Source organism: Rhizobium sp. CFBP 8752, from assembly GCF_014842035.1.
Lineage (GTDB): Bacteria > Pseudomonadota > Alphaproteobacteria > Rhizobiales > Rhizobiaceae > Neorhizobium > Neorhizobium soli.
The window spans coordinates 1,401,066-1,416,692 of record NZ_JACYUZ010000001.1; the positions used below are offsets into that span (position 1 = coordinate 1,401,066).

Annotated in this window: 13 protein-coding genes; 8 read left to right on the forward strand and 5 right to left on the reverse strand. The window is 60.8% G+C overall.

The features are described 5' to 3' along the window. Window positions 1-157: 157 nt before the first annotated feature. Window positions 158-2,161, forward strand: a complete 2,004-nt coding sequence (locus IFT59_RS06670; RefSeq protein WP_249407508.1) for a L,D-transpeptidase family protein — start codon at window positions 158-160, stop codon at window positions 2,159-2,161. Window positions 2,162-2,228: 67 nt separating this feature from the next. Here IFT59_RS06670 and IFT59_RS06675 read toward each other — a convergent pair whose 3' ends face one another. Next, window positions 2,229-2,897, reverse strand: a complete 669-nt coding sequence (locus tag IFT59_RS06675; protein WP_092660805.1) for an HAD family hydrolase — start codon at window positions 2,895-2,897, stop codon at window positions 2,229-2,231. Between the two features lie 187 nt (window positions 2,898-3,084). Between IFT59_RS06675 and rpiA the strand changes: the two genes are divergently transcribed. The 4 genes from rpiA (at window position 3,085) to IFT59_RS06695 (ending at window position 7,472) form a co-directional block, all read left to right on the forward strand. Further along, window positions 3,085-3,780, forward strand: coding sequence for a ribose-5-phosphate isomerase RpiA (gene rpiA / locus IFT59_RS06680; protein WP_062456553.1), 696 nt, complete (start codon window positions 3,085-3,087; stop codon window positions 3,778-3,780). 19 nt (window positions 3,781-3,799) lie between these two features. After that, window positions 3,800-4,387 carry a DUF2059 domain-containing protein gene (locus IFT59_RS06685; protein WP_192086413.1) on the forward strand — a complete coding sequence of 196 codons (588 nt, stop codon included), beginning with the start codon at window positions 3,800-3,802 and terminating at the stop codon, window positions 4,385-4,387. 135 nt (window positions 4,388-4,522) lie between these two features. Continuing rightward, on the forward strand, window positions 4,523-5,911 hold the full coding sequence (gor, locus tag IFT59_RS06690; protein WP_192086414.1) for a glutathione-disulfide reductase: 1,389 nt from the start codon (window positions 4,523-4,525) through the stop codon (window positions 5,909-5,911). 187 nt (window positions 5,912-6,098) lie between these two features. Then, on the forward strand, window positions 6,099-7,472 hold the full coding sequence (locus tag IFT59_RS06695) for a class II 3-deoxy-7-phosphoheptulonate synthase (RefSeq protein WP_092660807.1): 1,374 nt from the start codon (window positions 6,099-6,101) through the stop codon (window positions 7,470-7,472). A gap of 66 nt (window positions 7,473-7,538) precedes the next feature. On the opposite strand, the gene IFT59_RS06700 is transcribed toward IFT59_RS06695, so the two are convergent. After that, complete coding sequence (locus tag IFT59_RS06700; protein ID WP_192086415.1) at window positions 7,539-9,275, reverse strand: pilus assembly protein TadG-related protein; 1,737 nt, start codon at window positions 9,273-9,275, stop codon at window positions 7,539-7,541. Between the two features lies 1 nt (window position 9,276). After that, window positions 9,277-9,696 carry a TadE/TadG family type IV pilus assembly protein gene (locus tag IFT59_RS06705; protein ID WP_062456567.1) on the reverse strand — a complete coding sequence of 140 codons (420 nt, stop codon included), beginning with the start codon at window positions 9,694-9,696 and terminating at the stop codon, window positions 9,277-9,279. A 187-nt stretch (window positions 9,697-9,883) separates the two neighbouring features. Here IFT59_RS06705 and IFT59_RS06710 point away from each other — a divergent pair, with 187 nt between their 5' ends. Both IFT59_RS06710 and bluB read left to right on the forward strand, forming a co-directional pair. Continuing rightward, the gene (locus tag IFT59_RS06710; protein ID WP_113110583.1) at window positions 9,884-10,714 is read left to right on the forward strand and encodes a TolB family protein; all 831 of its coding nucleotides are present in this window, start codon (window positions 9,884-9,886) and stop codon (window positions 10,712-10,714) included. Between the two features lie 81 nt (window positions 10,715-10,795). Next, window positions 10,796-11,497 carry a 5,6-dimethylbenzimidazole synthase gene (bluB, locus tag IFT59_RS06715; RefSeq protein ID WP_192086416.1) on the forward strand — a complete coding sequence of 234 codons (702 nt, stop codon included), beginning with the start codon at window positions 10,796-10,798 and terminating at the stop codon, window positions 11,495-11,497. On the opposite strand, the gene IFT59_RS06720 is transcribed toward bluB, so the two are convergent. Together IFT59_RS06720 and IFT59_RS06725 are read right to left on the reverse strand one after the other, a co-directional pair. Further along, on the reverse strand, window positions 11,498-12,187 hold the full coding sequence (locus IFT59_RS06720; RefSeq protein ID WP_092660813.1) for a hypothetical protein: 690 nt from the start codon (window positions 12,185-12,187) through the stop codon (window positions 11,498-11,500). It abuts the gene before it with no gap. Window positions 12,188-12,272: 85 nt separating this feature from the next. Beyond that, on the reverse strand, window positions 12,273-14,591 hold the full coding sequence (locus IFT59_RS06725; protein ID WP_062456577.1) for an NADP-dependent malic enzyme: 2,319 nt from the start codon (window positions 14,589-14,591) through the stop codon (window positions 12,273-12,275). A 218-nt stretch (window positions 14,592-14,809) separates the two neighbouring features. Between IFT59_RS06725 and IFT59_RS06730 the strand changes: the two genes are divergently transcribed. After that, window positions 14,810-15,625: a UDP-2,3-diacylglucosamine diphosphatase gene (locus IFT59_RS06730; RefSeq protein ID WP_062456580.1), complete on the forward strand. Its 816-nt coding sequence runs from the start codon at window positions 14,810-14,812 to the stop codon at window positions 15,623-15,625. Window positions 15,626-15,627: the final 2 nt, after the last annotated feature.

The following is a 15,627-nucleotide window of genomic DNA, read 5'->3' on the forward strand; positions in this document are numbered from 1 at the left end:
CTTAATCTTCGCCGGCGTTCGCGTATGCTTTGCCGCTCAGATCCGGCTTTGTGTGTGCTCGGGCGTTTCTTTCCACAGGCCACGCGATCGGATAGATGGCGGGCTGCATGAATTGATCCCGCAGATTTGCAAGCGGGTGGAAATGACGGGGACAAAATTGGCGCAAGATACCAAAAAGACTTCGCTCGCTCTGGCTTTGGTTTCCGGAATTTCGGCCTTTGCCGTCCTGGCCAGCCCCGCCAACGCCCTGACCCTGATGGATTTCCTGAAAGGCGGCCCTGGCAAGAGCCGCGCCGCCGACAACGGCGTTCCGGGCGTGACGACTGTTGCTCCCACCGAAAAGGCGCTGGCCGATCCCGAGCCGCTGCCGAAGGTGTCCGGACCCCGCTACTATACGTATAAAGCCGATGCCAGCCGGGCCGTGCAGACCGCAGGCTTTGCCGCGGCTTCAGCGACCGATGCGACCCGCCTGATCGCGCAGGCAAAGGTTTCGGCCCCGTCTGCGATCGCGTCCGCACTCGAAGCCTATTACAGCAAGAACGCAGCTCCGCTCTGGGTCTCCGGCGGCGATGTCAACGACCATGCGCGGGCGCTGATCAGCGTGCTGGAAAAGGCCGCCGACTTCGGTCTCGATCCCGCCGACTACGCGTTGAAGGTTCCGAACCTGACGACCGCCAGCGTCGCGCCTGCCGAAGCGCCGGTCGCGTCGGCTGAAGCCGAGGCCACTGTCGACCCCGCAACCCCCTCCGCCGCGGCGCCGGAAGCGGCAACCGCCACACCCGTCGCTGCCACGCCGGACACAGCTACCACCACGGCTGAAACGCCTGCCGTAGCATCACCTGCCGCCGGTCCGGCCGAGGGTCACGACCGCGATCTGATGCAGTTCGAGCTTGCTCTGTCTGCCAAGGCATTGATGTTTGCGCAGGATATGACGCGCGGGCGCATCGATCCGAACAAGATCTCCGGATTCCACGACTTCAAGCTGAAGACCGTCGATCTGAATGGTGTCATGGCTTTCCTGGCGACAGGTCAGGAACCCGGCGCCTATCTTGCAGGCCTTGCTCCGCAGGACCGGCATTTCACGGCTTTAAAAGCCGAACTTGTCAGGCTGCGTGCTGAAGCTGCGAGTGAAGCGACCGCCGTGAAGCTCCCGGACAATCTGCTCCTGAAGCCGGGCAACAGCAGCCCTGATCTGTCAGCTGTTGTGGCGGCGATCCAGCATTCGGGGTCCGATGCGCTGAAGACCAAGCACGAAGCGACGCTTGCGAGCTACCAGCAGACGCCGGAATACACGCCCGAGCTGGTCGATCTGGTCAAGACGTTCCAGAGCGAAGCAGGCCTGAAGGCCGATGGCGTCATCGGTGCGGCGACCGTTCGCAAGATGGTCGGCCATACGTCGCAGGACAAGATCGAAAAGCTTGTGGTCGCCATGGAACAGGCGCGCTGGCTGCCGAGCGATCTCGGTCAGCGCTACGTGTTCATCAACCAGCCTGCATTCCGCGTTTACTACAACGAGAACGGCGCCGAGCAGTTCTCGATGCGCACAGTTGTGGGATCGAAGGCGCATCAGACGTTCTTCTTCCAGGACGAGATCGAGACGGTCGAGTTCAACCCATACTGGGGCGTGCCGCAGTCGATCATCGTCAACGAGATGCTGCCGAAGCTTCGCGCGGACCCGTCCTATCTCGATCGTCTCGGCTATGAAGTCGCGGTCAATGGCAAGGCGGTGCCGTCGCGCAGCGTCAACTGGTACACTTCGACCCAGAACGTCTCGGTCCGTCAGCCTCCGTCGAGCGACAATGCTCTTGGCGACCTGAAGATCCTGTTTCCGAACGCCCATGCGATCTACATGCATGACACGCCTTCGAAGAGCTTCTTCCAGCGTGACATGCGTGCGCTCAGCCATGGCTGCGTGAGACTCGCAGAACCGCGCAAGATGGCTGCGGCCGTCCTCGGCATTTCCGAGCAGGAGGTCGATGCTCGGATCGCCGGTGGTGAAAACGTTGCGGCCAAGGTGACCGCAAAGATCCCGGTCTACGTTTCCTACTTTACCGCATGGCCGAACAAGGACGGAAAGGTCGAGTATTTCGACGACGTCTACGATCGCGACGCGGCCGTGAGAAAGGCATTCGAGGCAACCACGAAGGCACGTTCGGCTTAAAGCTGAAAATCTTGACGTCCAATTGGAAACGGCGGCCTTCGAGCCGCCGTTTTCGTTCGTATCGACTTCAGATCATCTGCCGGATGACCTGGACGGTCAGATCGTCGAAGTGATCAATGACGATGTCAGCGTTGAGGTCCACGACCGGGACGTCGGAATAGCCGAAGCTGACGGCGATCGAACCAATCCTTGCATTTTGCGCGGCGAGGATGTCGTTGATGCTGTCGCCGATCATGATGCTGCATGCCGGGTCGGCGCCTGCCTTCTCGATCGTGCCGAGAATATGCCCGGCATCGGGTTTGCGGACCGCAAACGTGTCTCCGCCGGTGATGACGTCGAAACGCGAGGCAAGGCCAAGGCCGTGCATCAGCGGCAGCGCCAGTTCTTCCAGCTTGTTGGTGCAGACGGCAAGCCGGACGCCTGCACATGCGAGGCGATCAAGACAGTCGATGACACCCGGATAGACCTTGCTCTTGCCCGGCATATTCGCCTTGTAATGCGCCATGAAGCGATCGAAAAGCCGCGCGGCCAGTTCGTCGTCGAGCGGCGTGTTGCGCAGGTGGAAGGCGCGGGCGATCATCATCCGCACGCCCTGGCCGACGAGATGGGTGATGTCCTCATAGGCGACAGGCTGCAGATCGGCCGCGGCAATCGTGTGATTGAGGCTATCGATGAGATCGGGCGCGGTATCAACGAGGGTACCATCCAGATCGAAGATGACGAGGGGAGTTTTCACGGGTGCCTCTTGGTTTCGATGAATGCCGGCTGGAATATCAACACAGAAAAAAGCAAGGCAGCGACTAACACGGATCCGGCGACGCCGCAAAACCTCAGCAAGCCTGTGTGCAAGACGTTAGGCTCTTTCGTTTGTCAAAAGAGCCGTGTAAACAGCGACCGCAGGAACATTCTGGAGCTTTTGGCGGATGGACGCCCGAGAAATGAAGGTCAAGGCGGCTGAGGCTGCGCTGGGATATGTCGAAGACGGAATGCGTCTTGGCATCGGCACAGGCTCGACTGCCGAAGAGTTCGTTCGTCTCCTGGCCGAAAAGGTGCATGGCGGCCTGAAGGTTCTCGGCGTGCCGACCTCGGAGCGGACCGCCCGCCTTTGCGTCGAACTCGGCGTTCCCCTCAAATCGCTCGACGAACTGCCGGAGCTCGATCTGACGATCGATGGCACCGACGAGGTGGACGGGAACCTGACCCTGATCAAGGGCGGCGGCGGTGCTTTGCTGCGTGAAAAGATCGTTGCGGCGGCGTCTGCTCAGGTGATCGTGATTGCCGACGAAAGCAAGGTCGTGGAAACCCTCGGCGCGTTTCCGCTGCCGATCGAGATCAATCCGTTCGGGATGGCCTCGACACGCATTGCCATCGAAAAGGCGGCCTCCAGGCTCGGCCTTTCCGGCGAACTGAAGCTGCGCCGCGGTGGCGAAGATGTGTTCCGCACCGACGGCGGGCACTATATTCTTGACGCATCTTTTGGCCGCATTCCTGATGCAGAGGCCTTGTCAGCTCAACTTCATCTCATTCCCGGCGTCGTCGAGCACGGGCTGTTCATTCACATCGCGTCCTTTGCGATCATCGCCGGCGAGGCTGGTGCGCGGACGTTGAAGGCGAAATAACCTTAGGAGCAATCAACCCATGATCAAATTCGCGGTTCTTGGCCGTGCTGCCGCCCTCGCAATTGTGATGTCCGGCGCCCTTTCCGTTTCTGCTCAGGCCCAGGAAATTCCTGAGGCCCATATGGCGGCTGCGCGCGATGCTATCGCTTCGCTCAACGTCACCGATCGGTTCGACAACATTCTGCCCAACATGGCCGAAGCGTTGAAGGGTCAGTTTATCCAGTCTTCGCCGAACTTCCAGGAACAGATCAACGCCATCGTCGACCAAGAGGCGCTGGCGCTTGCTCCGCGTCGCGCGGATCTCGAAAAGGAAGCCGCGACGATCTACGCCAAAAGCTTTTCCGTCGATGAGCTGAAGACGATCTCGACCTTCTTCACGACCGAAGCCGGCAAGAAGCTTTTGAACAACCAGCCGCTGGTTGCCCGCGAACTCGGACGTGCGGCTGAAATCTGGGCCAACGGCATTTCGCGCGACCTGAACACCCAGGCGACCGCCAAGCTGCGCGGCGTTATCGATGCCAACCCGATCAAGGCACCTGTCGTCGATACGCCGGCACCTGCGGCGGCTGGCGCCAAGCCGGCTCCGACGCCTGCTGCCAAGCCCTGATCGACTGATCCACAAGACTTCTGAAAAGCCCGGAGAAATCCGGGCTTTTGTTTATGGCGGCTGCAGCATTATATGTGGCTGGCACCTATCTATGCCCCAAGCATCCCACCCATGTTCTTTCTTCAGGAGCCTGCCATGACCGCCTATGACTATGACCTGTTCGTGATCGGTGCAGGCTCCGGTGGCGTCAGGGCAGGGCGCGTTGCCGCGTCGCTCGGCAAGACGGTAGCCGTGGCCGAGGAATATCGGTTCGGCGGCACCTGCGTCATCCGCGGCTGCGTGCCGAAGAAGCTGCTTGTCTACGCGTCGCAGTTCTCGGAGCATTTCGAAGATGCTGTCGGCTTCGGCTGGACGGTCGGCGAAAGCAGCTTCGACTGGAAGAAGCTGATCGCTGCCAAGGATGCCGAAATCGCGAGGCTCGAGGCGATCTACAAGCGCAACCTCTCCAATAGCGGCGCCGAGGCGATCGAAGATCGGGCCGAGCTTGTCGATGCCCATACGGTGCGCCTGGTGAAATCCGGAAGAACCGTGACGGCGGACAAGATCGTGATTGCCACGGGCGGCACACCCAACCCGCATGTGGCCCTTCCCGGCTACGAGCTCTGCATCTCGTCCAACGAGGCTTTCGATCTGCCGGAACTGCCGAAATCGATCCTGATCGCCGGCGGCGGTTATATCGCGGTGGAATTCGCCAACATCTTTCATGGCCTCGGCGTCGAGGTGACGCTGATATATCGCGGCCAGGAGATCCTGTCGCGGTTCGACCAGGACATGCGCCACGGACTCCGCAAGGCGATGGAAGACAAGGGGATGCGGGTCATTCTCACCGACGTGATCGCCGAGGTGACGAAATCTCCGGCCGGTCATCTCATCGCGTCGACCATGGGCGGCGAAACGCTTGCCGTTGATACGGTGATGCTGGCGCTCGGTCGTGATCCGAACACCGATGGTCTGGGACTTGAGGCTGCCGGTGTCGAGGTGGACGAGCTCGGTGCCATCGTCGTCGACGAGTATTCGCGCACCAATATCGAAAACATCTATGCGCTCGGCGATGTCACCAACCGGGTACAGCTGACGCCGGTCGCGATCCATGAGGCGATGTGCTTTATCGAGACCGCGTTCAGGAACAATCCGACCAAGCCGGATCACGAGCTGATTGCGACGGCGGTGTTCTCGCAGCCGGAAATCGGCACGGTCGGTCTTTCGGAAGAGGAAGCGGCCAAGCGCTATGCCGAGCTCGAAGTCTACCGCGCGGAATTCCGGCCGATGAAGGCAACGCTCTCCGGCCGGCAGGAAAAGACGATCATGAAGCTGATCGTCGATGCCGAGAGCCGCAAGGTGATTGGATCCCACATCCTCGGCCACGAAGCCGGAGAAATGGCGCAGCTGATCGGCATCTGCCTCAAGGCCGGCGTGACGAAGGACGATTTCGACCGCACGATGGCGGTGCATCCGACGGCTTCGGAGGAACTGGTGACCATGTACACTCCGAGCTACCGCATCAGGAATGGCGAGCGGGTCTGAGATCTGTTTGGACCGGGATGAATATAATTTAGCAATGTGAGATGGTTCGACGTCGTTTGTTGCACTGGTGGAAGCCCGGCCGGGCGCTTATCTACCCGCTATGCAAACGAGGCCGTTCGGTCTATAAGCCCCGCAAAATTTGAAGCTTTGCCCGGCGGGGGAGCCGGGGTGGAAACAGGTGAGTATCATGGCGCAGAACTGGACCCCGAGCACGTGGCGGAACAAGCCGATCCAGCAGGTTCCGGACTATCCGAACATGGCTGCATTGGAAGCAACCGAGGCGCAGCTTTCCACATTCCCGCCGCTCGTGTTTGCGGGTGAGGCGCGCCGCCTGAAATCCCAGCTGGCCAAGGTGGCGGAAGGTGACGCGTTCCTTCTGCAGGGCGGCGACTGCGCCGAAAGCTTTGCCGAGCACGGCGCCGACAACATCCGCGACTTCTTCCGCTCGTTCCTGCAGATGGCTGTCGTGCTGACCTACGGTGCGCAGCTTCCTGTCGTGAAGGTCGGCCGCATCGCCGGCCAGTTCGCCAAGCCGCGCTCTTCCAATATCGAGAAGCAGGGTGACATCGAACTGCCGTCCTACCGCGGCGATATCATCAACGGCATCGATTTCACCGAGGCCTCGCGCATTCCGAACCCGGAGCGCCAGCTGGATGCCTATCGCCAGTCTGCGGCAACGCTGAACCTCCTGCGGGCCTTCGCGATGGGTGGCTATGCCAACCTCGAAAACGTCCACAAGTGGATGCTCGGCTTCGTCAAGGACAGTCCGCAGGGCGAGCGCTATCGCATGCTGGCCGGCCGGATCAGCGAAACGATGGAGTTCATGCGGGCGATCGGCATCACGGCCGACAACCAGCCGAGCCTGCGCGAAACGGATTTCTTCACCAGCCATGAAGCATTGCTTCTCGGCTATGAGGAAGCTTTCACGCGCGTCGATTCGACATCGGGCGACTGGTACGCGACGTCGGGCCACATGCTGTGGATCGGCGACCGCACACGCCAGCTCGACCACGCGCATGTGGAATATTTCCGCGGCATCAAGAACCCGATCGGTCTGAAATGTGGTCCGTCGCTGCAGCCGGACAATCTGATCCAGCTGATCGACGCGCTGAACCCGGCAAACGAGCCGGGCCGGTTGACGCTGATTGCGCGTTTCGGTCACGACAAGGTTGCCGATGGTTTGCCGAAGCTGATCCGTGCCGTCGAGCGCGAAGGTCGCAAGGTCGTCTGGTCCTGCGATCCGATGCATGGCAACACGATCACGCTCAACAACTACAAGACCCGTCCTTTCGAGCGGATCCTGTCGGAAGTGGAAAGCTTCTTCCAGATCCACCGGTCGGAAGGGACCCATCCGGGCGGCATCCATATCGAGATGACCGGCAAGGATGTGACCGAATGCACCGGCGGCGCCCGTGCGGTGTCGGCCGGCGACCTGCAGGACCGCTACCACACCCACTGCGATCCGCGCCTCAATGCCGACCAGGCGCTGGAACTGGCGTTCCTCCTGGCCGAGCGTATGAAAAGCGGTCGCGACGAGAAGCGAATGGTCGTCAACGGCTGAACCCCGGTTCGACGCAACGCAAAAGGCCGGCGTGACAACGCCGGCCTTTTGCGTTGCAAGGGCCGCCTACTGGACGAGAACGGGGTTGCGGCAGGACGCGCCACCGACCTGGACATCCGCTTCACCAACGCGCACGCCCAGGGTCAGCAGGACGTTGTAGAGGACGGTGTCGACCGGGCTCATGGCCGCACCGAGCGTGGCACCGACGGCAGAGATAATGGGCTGCGGCAGTCCAAGCCCAAGGCCGAGAAGGTCTACCCGCACAACGAGCTTGGAAAGCAGGCTCGTCGTCAGCGACTCAAGCACGTTCTTGACCGACGTCGACTTTACCCTGTTCGCGCTGATATCCGCTGGCGAGAACGTCAATCGCTCTGTCTTGAGATTGGTCGACGTGGTGTCCGCCATGGCGGAGACTTTGAGAAGAAGGGTCGAGATGATGTCGGCTCGCGTGACACGCGGATCTTTGCCGAAGTTCGTGAATGCAGTCGTATCGACGTCGCCCAATGCGATCGACGCGATGCCCGGGACGGCGTCGACATCGACGCTTGCGCTGTTGGCCGCGCCCGTACAGGTGATGCCGGCAAGCCGTCCTTCGGCATAGGCAACTTCCAGGTAGAGGGGGACGCGGACCTTGAGCCCGAGGATCGCCTGAAGGCCATCAACCACGACCTCGACCGCCACGCGTGTCTGAGCGGTGCGGACGATCGTGCCCGGCGCGCCGACTGCGAGGTAAGACGACCCGACCGGCGGCTCCCCGATCGCAACGGTCACCTTGGACGAGGCGACACCGGGAATGGATGTCCCAAGGTCGACAGAGAGCTGCTTGCCGCCGCTGGCAGCGGTTGCGGCCGCCGACAGCAGATCGAAGACGCTGGTGTTGACAGATAGTCCACTCGATTGGCCGATCAGCTTTTGAGATACGGGTCCCAGCTTCAGAGTATCCTCGAGCTTGACCATGACCTTCGTCTTGTTGAGCGTCTTTTCGAGATTGGAGAGGACCGTCGAGACCGAGGGGGTAAGTCCGGTCGTCTTGCCGAGGGCTCCGACAAACTTGCCATAGTTGATGTCGGTTGTGAGAACATCCGCGTAAGTCCCTGACTGGAGACCAAGATCAAGAGCAAGCTGGTCGATCGTCTTCAAGGCATTGACCTGGGCATCGGCGAGGGCCCGATAATCCATCGCCTTCAGGGAAATCGTCGTTCCGAGCATCTGGCCAAGCAGAGCATTGAGGACACCCTCGTTGACGCTTGCCAAACGACTGCCGATCGAGAAGGACGCAAGCTTATCCGTTGCTGCTGTGCCGGATGCGGCAAGCGCCGGCGGGGTGGTGAGACTTGCCCCGAACATCAGGTTGCTCTTGCTGCGGAGCGTCAAGCGGACCGCATCGGGCGGTGTTGCGCCGGCGACAAAACGGTTCGCGGCAGGCTGCGCGGGATCGGGTACATAGCGGCCTCTGGTGATCTCGGCATAGCTGCCATAGGCTTCGAGCGCCGTCTTGGGGTTGAATGGGACAACCCCCTTGGTCGTCAGCAGGCCGCCGGCGCTGACGACGCCAATGCTTTGACCGTTCATCGCGAAAAAGTCGAAAGCGGATTTTTCCGCAGTCGAAATGTTGGCCGCCGCTGCAATCGCGGCAAGGTCGGCGCTTGCCTGCAACTGCCGCTGCTGCAGCGTCAGGCTGCCATAGTCGACGCCGAGAGCCAGCGCTCCGATGGCAAGCGGCATGGCAAGTGCAGCAGTAATGGCAATGTTGCCGGCCCGGTCACCGGCGATAGTCTGACGACGCTTCAGGCGGAAAAGCATCTCAAATGCCTCCGATCCGCATGGTCGAATAGCGCCTTATGTGCTTGTCCGGCATGGCGTAGCTGTAGAGACTGAAAATCGGCAGGGTACTTGCGTCGTATTCGATCGATACGGTGAACTGGTTGGGGTTGCTCGGGTCGCTTTGCACCTTCGTCGTGAAGTTCTTCTTGTCGAGAAGCGCATAGTCCATCGTCGACTTGGTGAGATACTCCTGCACCAGCTTCTGGCGTTCGCTGGCATCGAGGCCGGCAACAGCCGTGCGTGCCGCATCCGCGGCAATCTGCTGCACGGCGTGGGCCGCAGCGAGGTAGACGCCATAGCCGATCAGGCTGAAGAGCATCAGAAGCAGGACCGGCGCGATGATCGCGAATTCGACGGCGGAACTGCCCGAACGGCATCGCAGCAAGGATCGGATTCTCATCACCAACTCCCATTGTATGAGTATATTCGAATATAATGTTATGCGGTTATAAAGAATCCATGAATCGCGTCCGTCAGTTTTTAATGATGTGTTTTTAGAGCTGCGCTGGGTAAATTCGCGTGACTTGCCACCTTGTGTTCAGGCGTCGTAACCTCGAGCTGCCAGCAAATAGCCGTGAGAGGATGCAATGCGCAGTTCGGTCGAAATCTATAATATCCGGACGCGACAGAGCCGGATTGTCTGGCAAACGAGCGCGCTTTTCGAAGCGCCGAACTGGGCGCCGGACGGACGTTTCCTCATGCTCAACAGCGACGGGCTGATCTATCGGCTGCCCGTGGCCGGCGACACGCCTCCGATGATCGTTGACACCGAGTTCGCGGTTGCCTGCAACAACGACCATGGCATCTCGCCCGACGGCACGCTGGTTGCGATTTCCGATAAGGTCGAATTCGGCAAGTCCGCGATCTATGTGCTTGCCGCGACCGGGGGCAAGCCAAGGTTGGTAACACGGAACCTTCCCTCCTACTGGCACGGCTGGTCTCCGGACGGACAGCGCTTCGCCTATTGCGGCATCCGCGACGACGTTTTCGATATCTATACGATTGCGGTCGAAGGCGGCGAGGAGATGCGGCTCACCCATGGCGAAGGCCGCAACGACGGGCCTGACTACTCCCCGGACGGGAACTGGATCTATTTCAATTCGAGCCGCACGGGCACCATGCAGATCTGGCGCGTGCCGGCTTTGGGCGGCTCGGCGGAGCGCATCACCGACAGCCCCTATGGCGACTGGTTTCCGCATCCGTCACCGAAGGGAGACAAGATCGTTTTCGTATCCTATGACGGCGACGTGTTCGATCATCCGCGCGATCTCGATGTCCGGGTTCGGCTGATGGATATGGATGGCAGCAATGTCGAAACGCTGTTCGAACTGTTCGGCGGGCAGGGCACGATGAATTCGCCAAACTGGTCACCGGACGGTGACGAATTCGCCTATGTCAGGTATTTTCCTGTTTCGTGATGGGCTTGCGATAACTGGTATGGTCGGGCATAGCCTCGGCAGTTTTGCTTCAGCCGTCGCAAGCATTGTTGGGGATAGACGATGCCGCCAATTCCAGACCCGTCCGACGATACGCAAGCGGGCCTTGCTCCGGCAGGCGCCTTTTCCGCGGCGGAGCGGGCAGCGATCTACCGGGTGATCGAAACGCGACGCGACGTTCGCGACCAGTTTCTTGGCGATCCCTTGAGCGACGAGCTTGTATCCCGTCTTCTGGCGGCCGCGCATGCCGCACCGTCAGTCGGTTTCATGCAGCCGTGGAATTTCATCCTCGTCCGTGACCAGGCGATGCGGCAGGCGGCCTGGGAGGCCTTTTCCAAGGCCAATGACGAGGCGGCGGAGATGTTTTCCGGCGGCGAGCGCGATCTTTATCGCAGCCTCAAGCTTGAAGGCATTCGCAAGGCGCCGCTATCGATCTGCGTTACCTGTGATCCGGACAGGGCGGGCCCGGTCGTCCTCGGTCGCACCCACAATCCGCGCATGGATGTCTACTCCACCGTCTGCGCCGTGCAGAACCTGTGGCTTGCCGCGCGCGCCGAAGGCGTCGGTGTCGGCTGGGTCAGCATTTTCCGCGATGAGGACGTGCGCAGGCTGCTGGGTATCCCAGAGCGCGTGGCGATCGTCGCCTGGCTCTGTCTCGGCCATGTGGACCAGCTCTACAGCGAGCCGGAACTGGCCGTGCGCGGCTGGCGCCAGCGCCTTGCACTGGATGATCTGGTGTTTTCCGAGTGCTGGCAGGGTGACTGACTACTGCTGTTGCTGCGGTCCATTTTCGCGGGGGTGGCGCAGATCAATACTGGCTTCAGGGAGAAAAATCGGACCCACCGTGCGGACCTTTGCGGAGGTTTCGTAATTCCGCTCCGGTACCGGCGGCGTGGGATCGATCGCAACCTTCTGGACGGTGGCAGGCTTGCGGGTCCGCAGGTCGGTGATGCTGCCGGAATAGGCCTCCTCATCCTTCGGTAGCGCGATCCCCTTTACCCGGATCCGTTCCTTTTCCTCCTCCTTCGCGACATCCTGGAAATCGGACGGAATGCAGGCATTCTGGCGGATGGCAACGATGGTTGCGCCGCGCTCTTCCCCGGTGACGGACAGGTTGCGGGCTTTGTTGCGCTCGTCAACAAGCACTTCGCGGTTTTCCTCCAGGGCTTGCAGCTGCTCGAGGAGAGGTTCGCACTGGTCGGCCTTGGCCGCGCCAAAGGAAACAATGCTGCCGCCACCGCATCCGGCGCGCCGCATGTCGACGCGAAGTTTGCGGATGTCGGAGTTTGCCTGGCTGAGGTCCTGCGCATATCGGCGCATCTCAGCGGTATTGCCGATCACAACCGGTGTGCTGTGAAGCTTGCGGTACAGATCCGCACAAAGCTGCGCATCCCGCGCCAGGACGGAGGCGGGGACGAAGACGAGCGGAATGAAGATCAGGCCGCGAAATCGCATCGCTTTTCCGGCAATTCGTTAAAACCCATCAAACATAGGCCGGGGCGGATGAAGATATCCTAAACCGCCCCGGCTTCTGTGAGACCTAGCCGAACAGCGACTCTGGCTGCGAGGCTTCGACGACGGCCAGAGCCGCCATATTGACGACGCCGCGGGATGTGACGGACTGGCCGAGAACATGGGCGGGTTTTGCCGTGCCAAGCAGGATCGGGCCGACATGCAGCGCGTCCATCATGGTGCGCACCAGGCCAAGCGAGATGCTGGCCGCATCGAGGTTCGGGAAGACCAGCAGATTGGCTTCACCGGACAATGTGGTGCTCGGCATGGCGCGCTTGCGCAGTTCCTCGGAAAGCGCCGAGCCACCCTGCATTTCACCGTCGACTTCCAGATCCGGCGCCCGTTCGCGAATGATGGCGAGTGCGTCGCGCATCTTCGCGGCGCTTTCGGAATTGCGCGAGCCGAAATTGGAGTGGCAGATGAGGGCCGCCTTCGGTTTGATGCCGAAGCGGCGCACTTCCTGGGCCGAGAGAATGGTGATCTCGGCAATCTCTTCGGCGGTCGGATTGTAGTTGACGAACGTGTCGGTGAAGAAGATCGCACCACGCTGCGAAATCAAGAGGCTGAGGCCGGCGAGCGTCTTCGTGCCTTCACGTTTGCCGATGATCTGGTTGACGTCGCGCAGATGCCGGTCGTAGCGGCCTTCGATGCCGCAAATCAGTGCATCGGCCTCGCCGCGCTGGACCGACAGCGCGCCGATGACCGTGTTGCTGGTGCGCACGATGGTTCGTGCCGCTTCCGGGTTGACGCCCTGGCGACCGACAAGCGCGAAATAGTCGTCGACATAGCCGCGGTAACGCGGATCGTCTTCCGGATTGACGACGGCGAAATCGACATTCGGGCGGATGCGGATGCCGAAACGCTGGAGACGCGCTTCGATGACCGAGGGACGGCCGATCAGGATGGGCCTTGCAATCTGCTCTTCGAGCAGGATCTGTGCGGCTCTCAGAACGCGTTCGTCCTCGCCTTCTGCGAAGATGACGCGGTTTCTTTCGGCAGTCTTGGCCGCCGTGAAGATCGGCTTCATCACGAAGCCGGAGCGCCAGACGAATCGGCTAAGCTGGTCGAGATAGGCTTCGAAATCCTGGATCGGACGAGCGGCGACGCCGCTTTCGGCCGCAGCGCGTGCGACGGCCGGCGCGATGCGCAGGATCAGCCGCGGATCAAATGGCGACGGGATCAGGTAGTCGGGGCCGAAGATCGGCGTTTCGCCGGAATAGGCTTTCGCGGCGACGTCAGAGACTTCCTCGCGGGCAAGTGCTGCGATCGCCTTGACCGCCGCCATCTTCATTTCTTCGTTGATCGTGCGCGCGCCGCAATCGAGCGCACCACGGAAAATGTAGGGGAAGCAGAGGACGTTGTTGACCTGGTTGGCGAAGTCCGAGCGGCCGGTGCAGATCATCGCGTCGGGACGTTCGGCTCGGGCCAGTTCCGGCATGATTTCCGGCGTCGGGTTGGCGAGCGCCATGATCAGCGGCTTTTCGGCCATCTGCACCAGAAGTTCGGGCTTCAACACGCCTGCGGCCGACAGGCCGAGGAAGACGTCTGCGCCGGCGATATTGTCGGCCAGAACGCGGTTGTCGCTTTTCTGGGCGTAGATCGCCTTCCACTCGTCCATCAGCTCGACGCGGCCCTCATAGACCAGCCCTTCGATATCGTGGACCCAGATGTTTTCCTTCTTCGCGCCAAGCGACACGAGAAGATGCAGGCAGGCAAGCGCCGCTGCACCGGCGCCCGACGTGACGATCTTGACGTTATCGATCGTCTTGCCGGCAAGCTCCAGGCCGTTGAGGATCGCGGCGGCGACAATGATCGCCGTTCCGTGCTGATCGTCGTGGAAGACCGGGATATTCATCTTTTCGCGAAGACGACGCTCGACTTCGAAACATTCCGGGGACTTGATGTCTTCGAGGTTGATGCCGCCGAAGGTCGGCTCGAGTGCCGAGATCGTCGAGACCATGGCTTCGATGCCGGGCGCGTCGATTTCGATGTCGAACACATCGATTCCGGCGAATTTCTTGAAGAGGACGGCCTTTCCTTCCATTACCGGCTTGGAGGCAAGCGGGCCGATATTGCCGAGGCCGAGCACGGCAGTGCCATTGGAGACCACGGCGACCAGATTGGCACGCGCGGTAAATTCCGCGGCCATTTCCGGATTGTCGCGGATCGCAAGGCAAGGGGCGGCCACACCCGGCGAATAGGCAAGTGCCAGGTCGCGCTGGTTGCCGAGCGGCTTGGTGGCCTGGATTTCCAGTTTGCCGGGGCGGGGATAGCGGTGGAAGAAGAGAGCCTGTTCGTCGAGATCTCCGGTTACCGGCGATGGTTTCGGATTGTCGTGCCCATCCATGCTCTTATGGCTCCTCGTATCGATTTCCGTCCTGACATGCGAGTCCCCTCCTTACATCAATCGATCCATCGAGAAACTACAATATTTGCGATGCTGTCGGATTTCGCCGCCGGTTTCGGGTGGTCGCCGACTGCGGCGATCGCGCCCCTGTCATCATCCTGAAACACGAGTCTGATTTTCGAAGGGTAGGACAAGGTAGGTAACGAAGGGACGTTTCCGTGGCCGATGCAATCGAGACAAGGCATTTCAGAACCCTGTTCATTTCGGACGTGCATCTCGGCTCCAAAGCCGCCCGCACGGACTTTCTCCTCGATTTCCTGCGCTACCACGAGGCGGAAACGATCGTGCTGGTCGGCGATATCGTCGACGGCTGGCGGTTGAAGCGCAGCTGGAACTGGCCGCAGGGCTGTAACGACGTGGTTCAGAAGCTTTTGCGCAAGGCGCGCAAGGGCACGCGGATCGTCTACATTCCGGGAAACCACGACGAATTCCTGCGCGATTTCCCCGGCATGCATTTCGGCGGTATCGAGGTCGCAGACCGGATGATCTACGAGATGGCAGACGGGCGGAAATACCTGGTGCTGCACGGTGACGAGTTCGACGTCGTGGTGCGCAATGCGCGTCTGCTCGCCTATCTCGGTGACTGGGCCTATGATGCGGCAATCGCCATCAATGTCGGTCTTGCAGCGGTGCGCCGCCGCATCGGCCTGCCATACTGGTCATTCTCCGCCTGGGCGAAGCTGCAGGTGAAGCACGCCGTGAATTTCATCGGCGAGTTCCAGAAGGTTGTCGTCGACGAGGCTCGTCGCAACAATGTCGATGGCATCATCTGCGGCCATATCCATCATGCGGTGATGGAAGACATCGACGGGATCCACTACGTCAACACGGGCGACTGGGTCGAAAGCTGCACGGCGATTGCCGAGCATCGCGACGGGACGCTGGAACTGATCTCCTGGCAGAAGATCGCGAAGACTGCGGAAATCACGACGCTGCCTTCACCGGAGACCATTAGGGGCATGCAGGCTGCGTAACG

Coding starts and splice junctions, on each gene's coding strand:
- IFT59_RS06685 (WP_192086413.1), top strand. CDS start 3,800: ATGATCAAATTCGCGGTTCTTGGCCGTGCTGCCGCCCTCGCAATTGTG.
- IFT59_RS06705 (WP_062456567.1), bottom strand. CDS start 9,696: ATGAGAATCCGATCCTTGCTGCGATGCCGTTCGGGCAGTTCCGCCGTC.
- IFT59_RS06710 (WP_113110583.1), top strand. CDS start 9,884: ATGCGCAGTTCGGTCGAAATCTATAATATCCGGACGCGACAGAGCCGG.
- IFT59_RS06725 (WP_062456577.1), bottom strand. CDS start 14,591: ATGGATGGGCACGACAATCCGAAACCATCGCCGGTAACCGGAGATCTC.
- IFT59_RS06720 (WP_092660813.1), bottom strand. CDS start 12,187: ATGCGATTTCGCGGCCTGATCTTCATTCCGCTCGTCTTCGTCCCCGCC.
- gor (WP_192086414.1), top strand. CDS start 4,523: ATGACCGCCTATGACTATGACCTGTTCGTGATCGGTGCAGGCTCCGGT.
- rpiA (WP_062456553.1), top strand. CDS start 3,085: ATGGACGCCCGAGAAATGAAGGTCAAGGCGGCTGAGGCTGCGCTGGGA.
- bluB (WP_192086416.1), top strand. CDS start 10,796: ATGCCGCCAATTCCAGACCCGTCCGACGATACGCAAGCGGGCCTTGCT.
- IFT59_RS06695 (WP_092660807.1), top strand. CDS start 6,099: ATGGCGCAGAACTGGACCCCGAGCACGTGGCGGAACAAGCCGATCCAG.
- IFT59_RS06700 (WP_192086415.1), bottom strand. CDS start 9,275: ATGCTTTTCCGCCTGAAGCGTCGTCAGACTATCGCCGGTGACCGGGCC.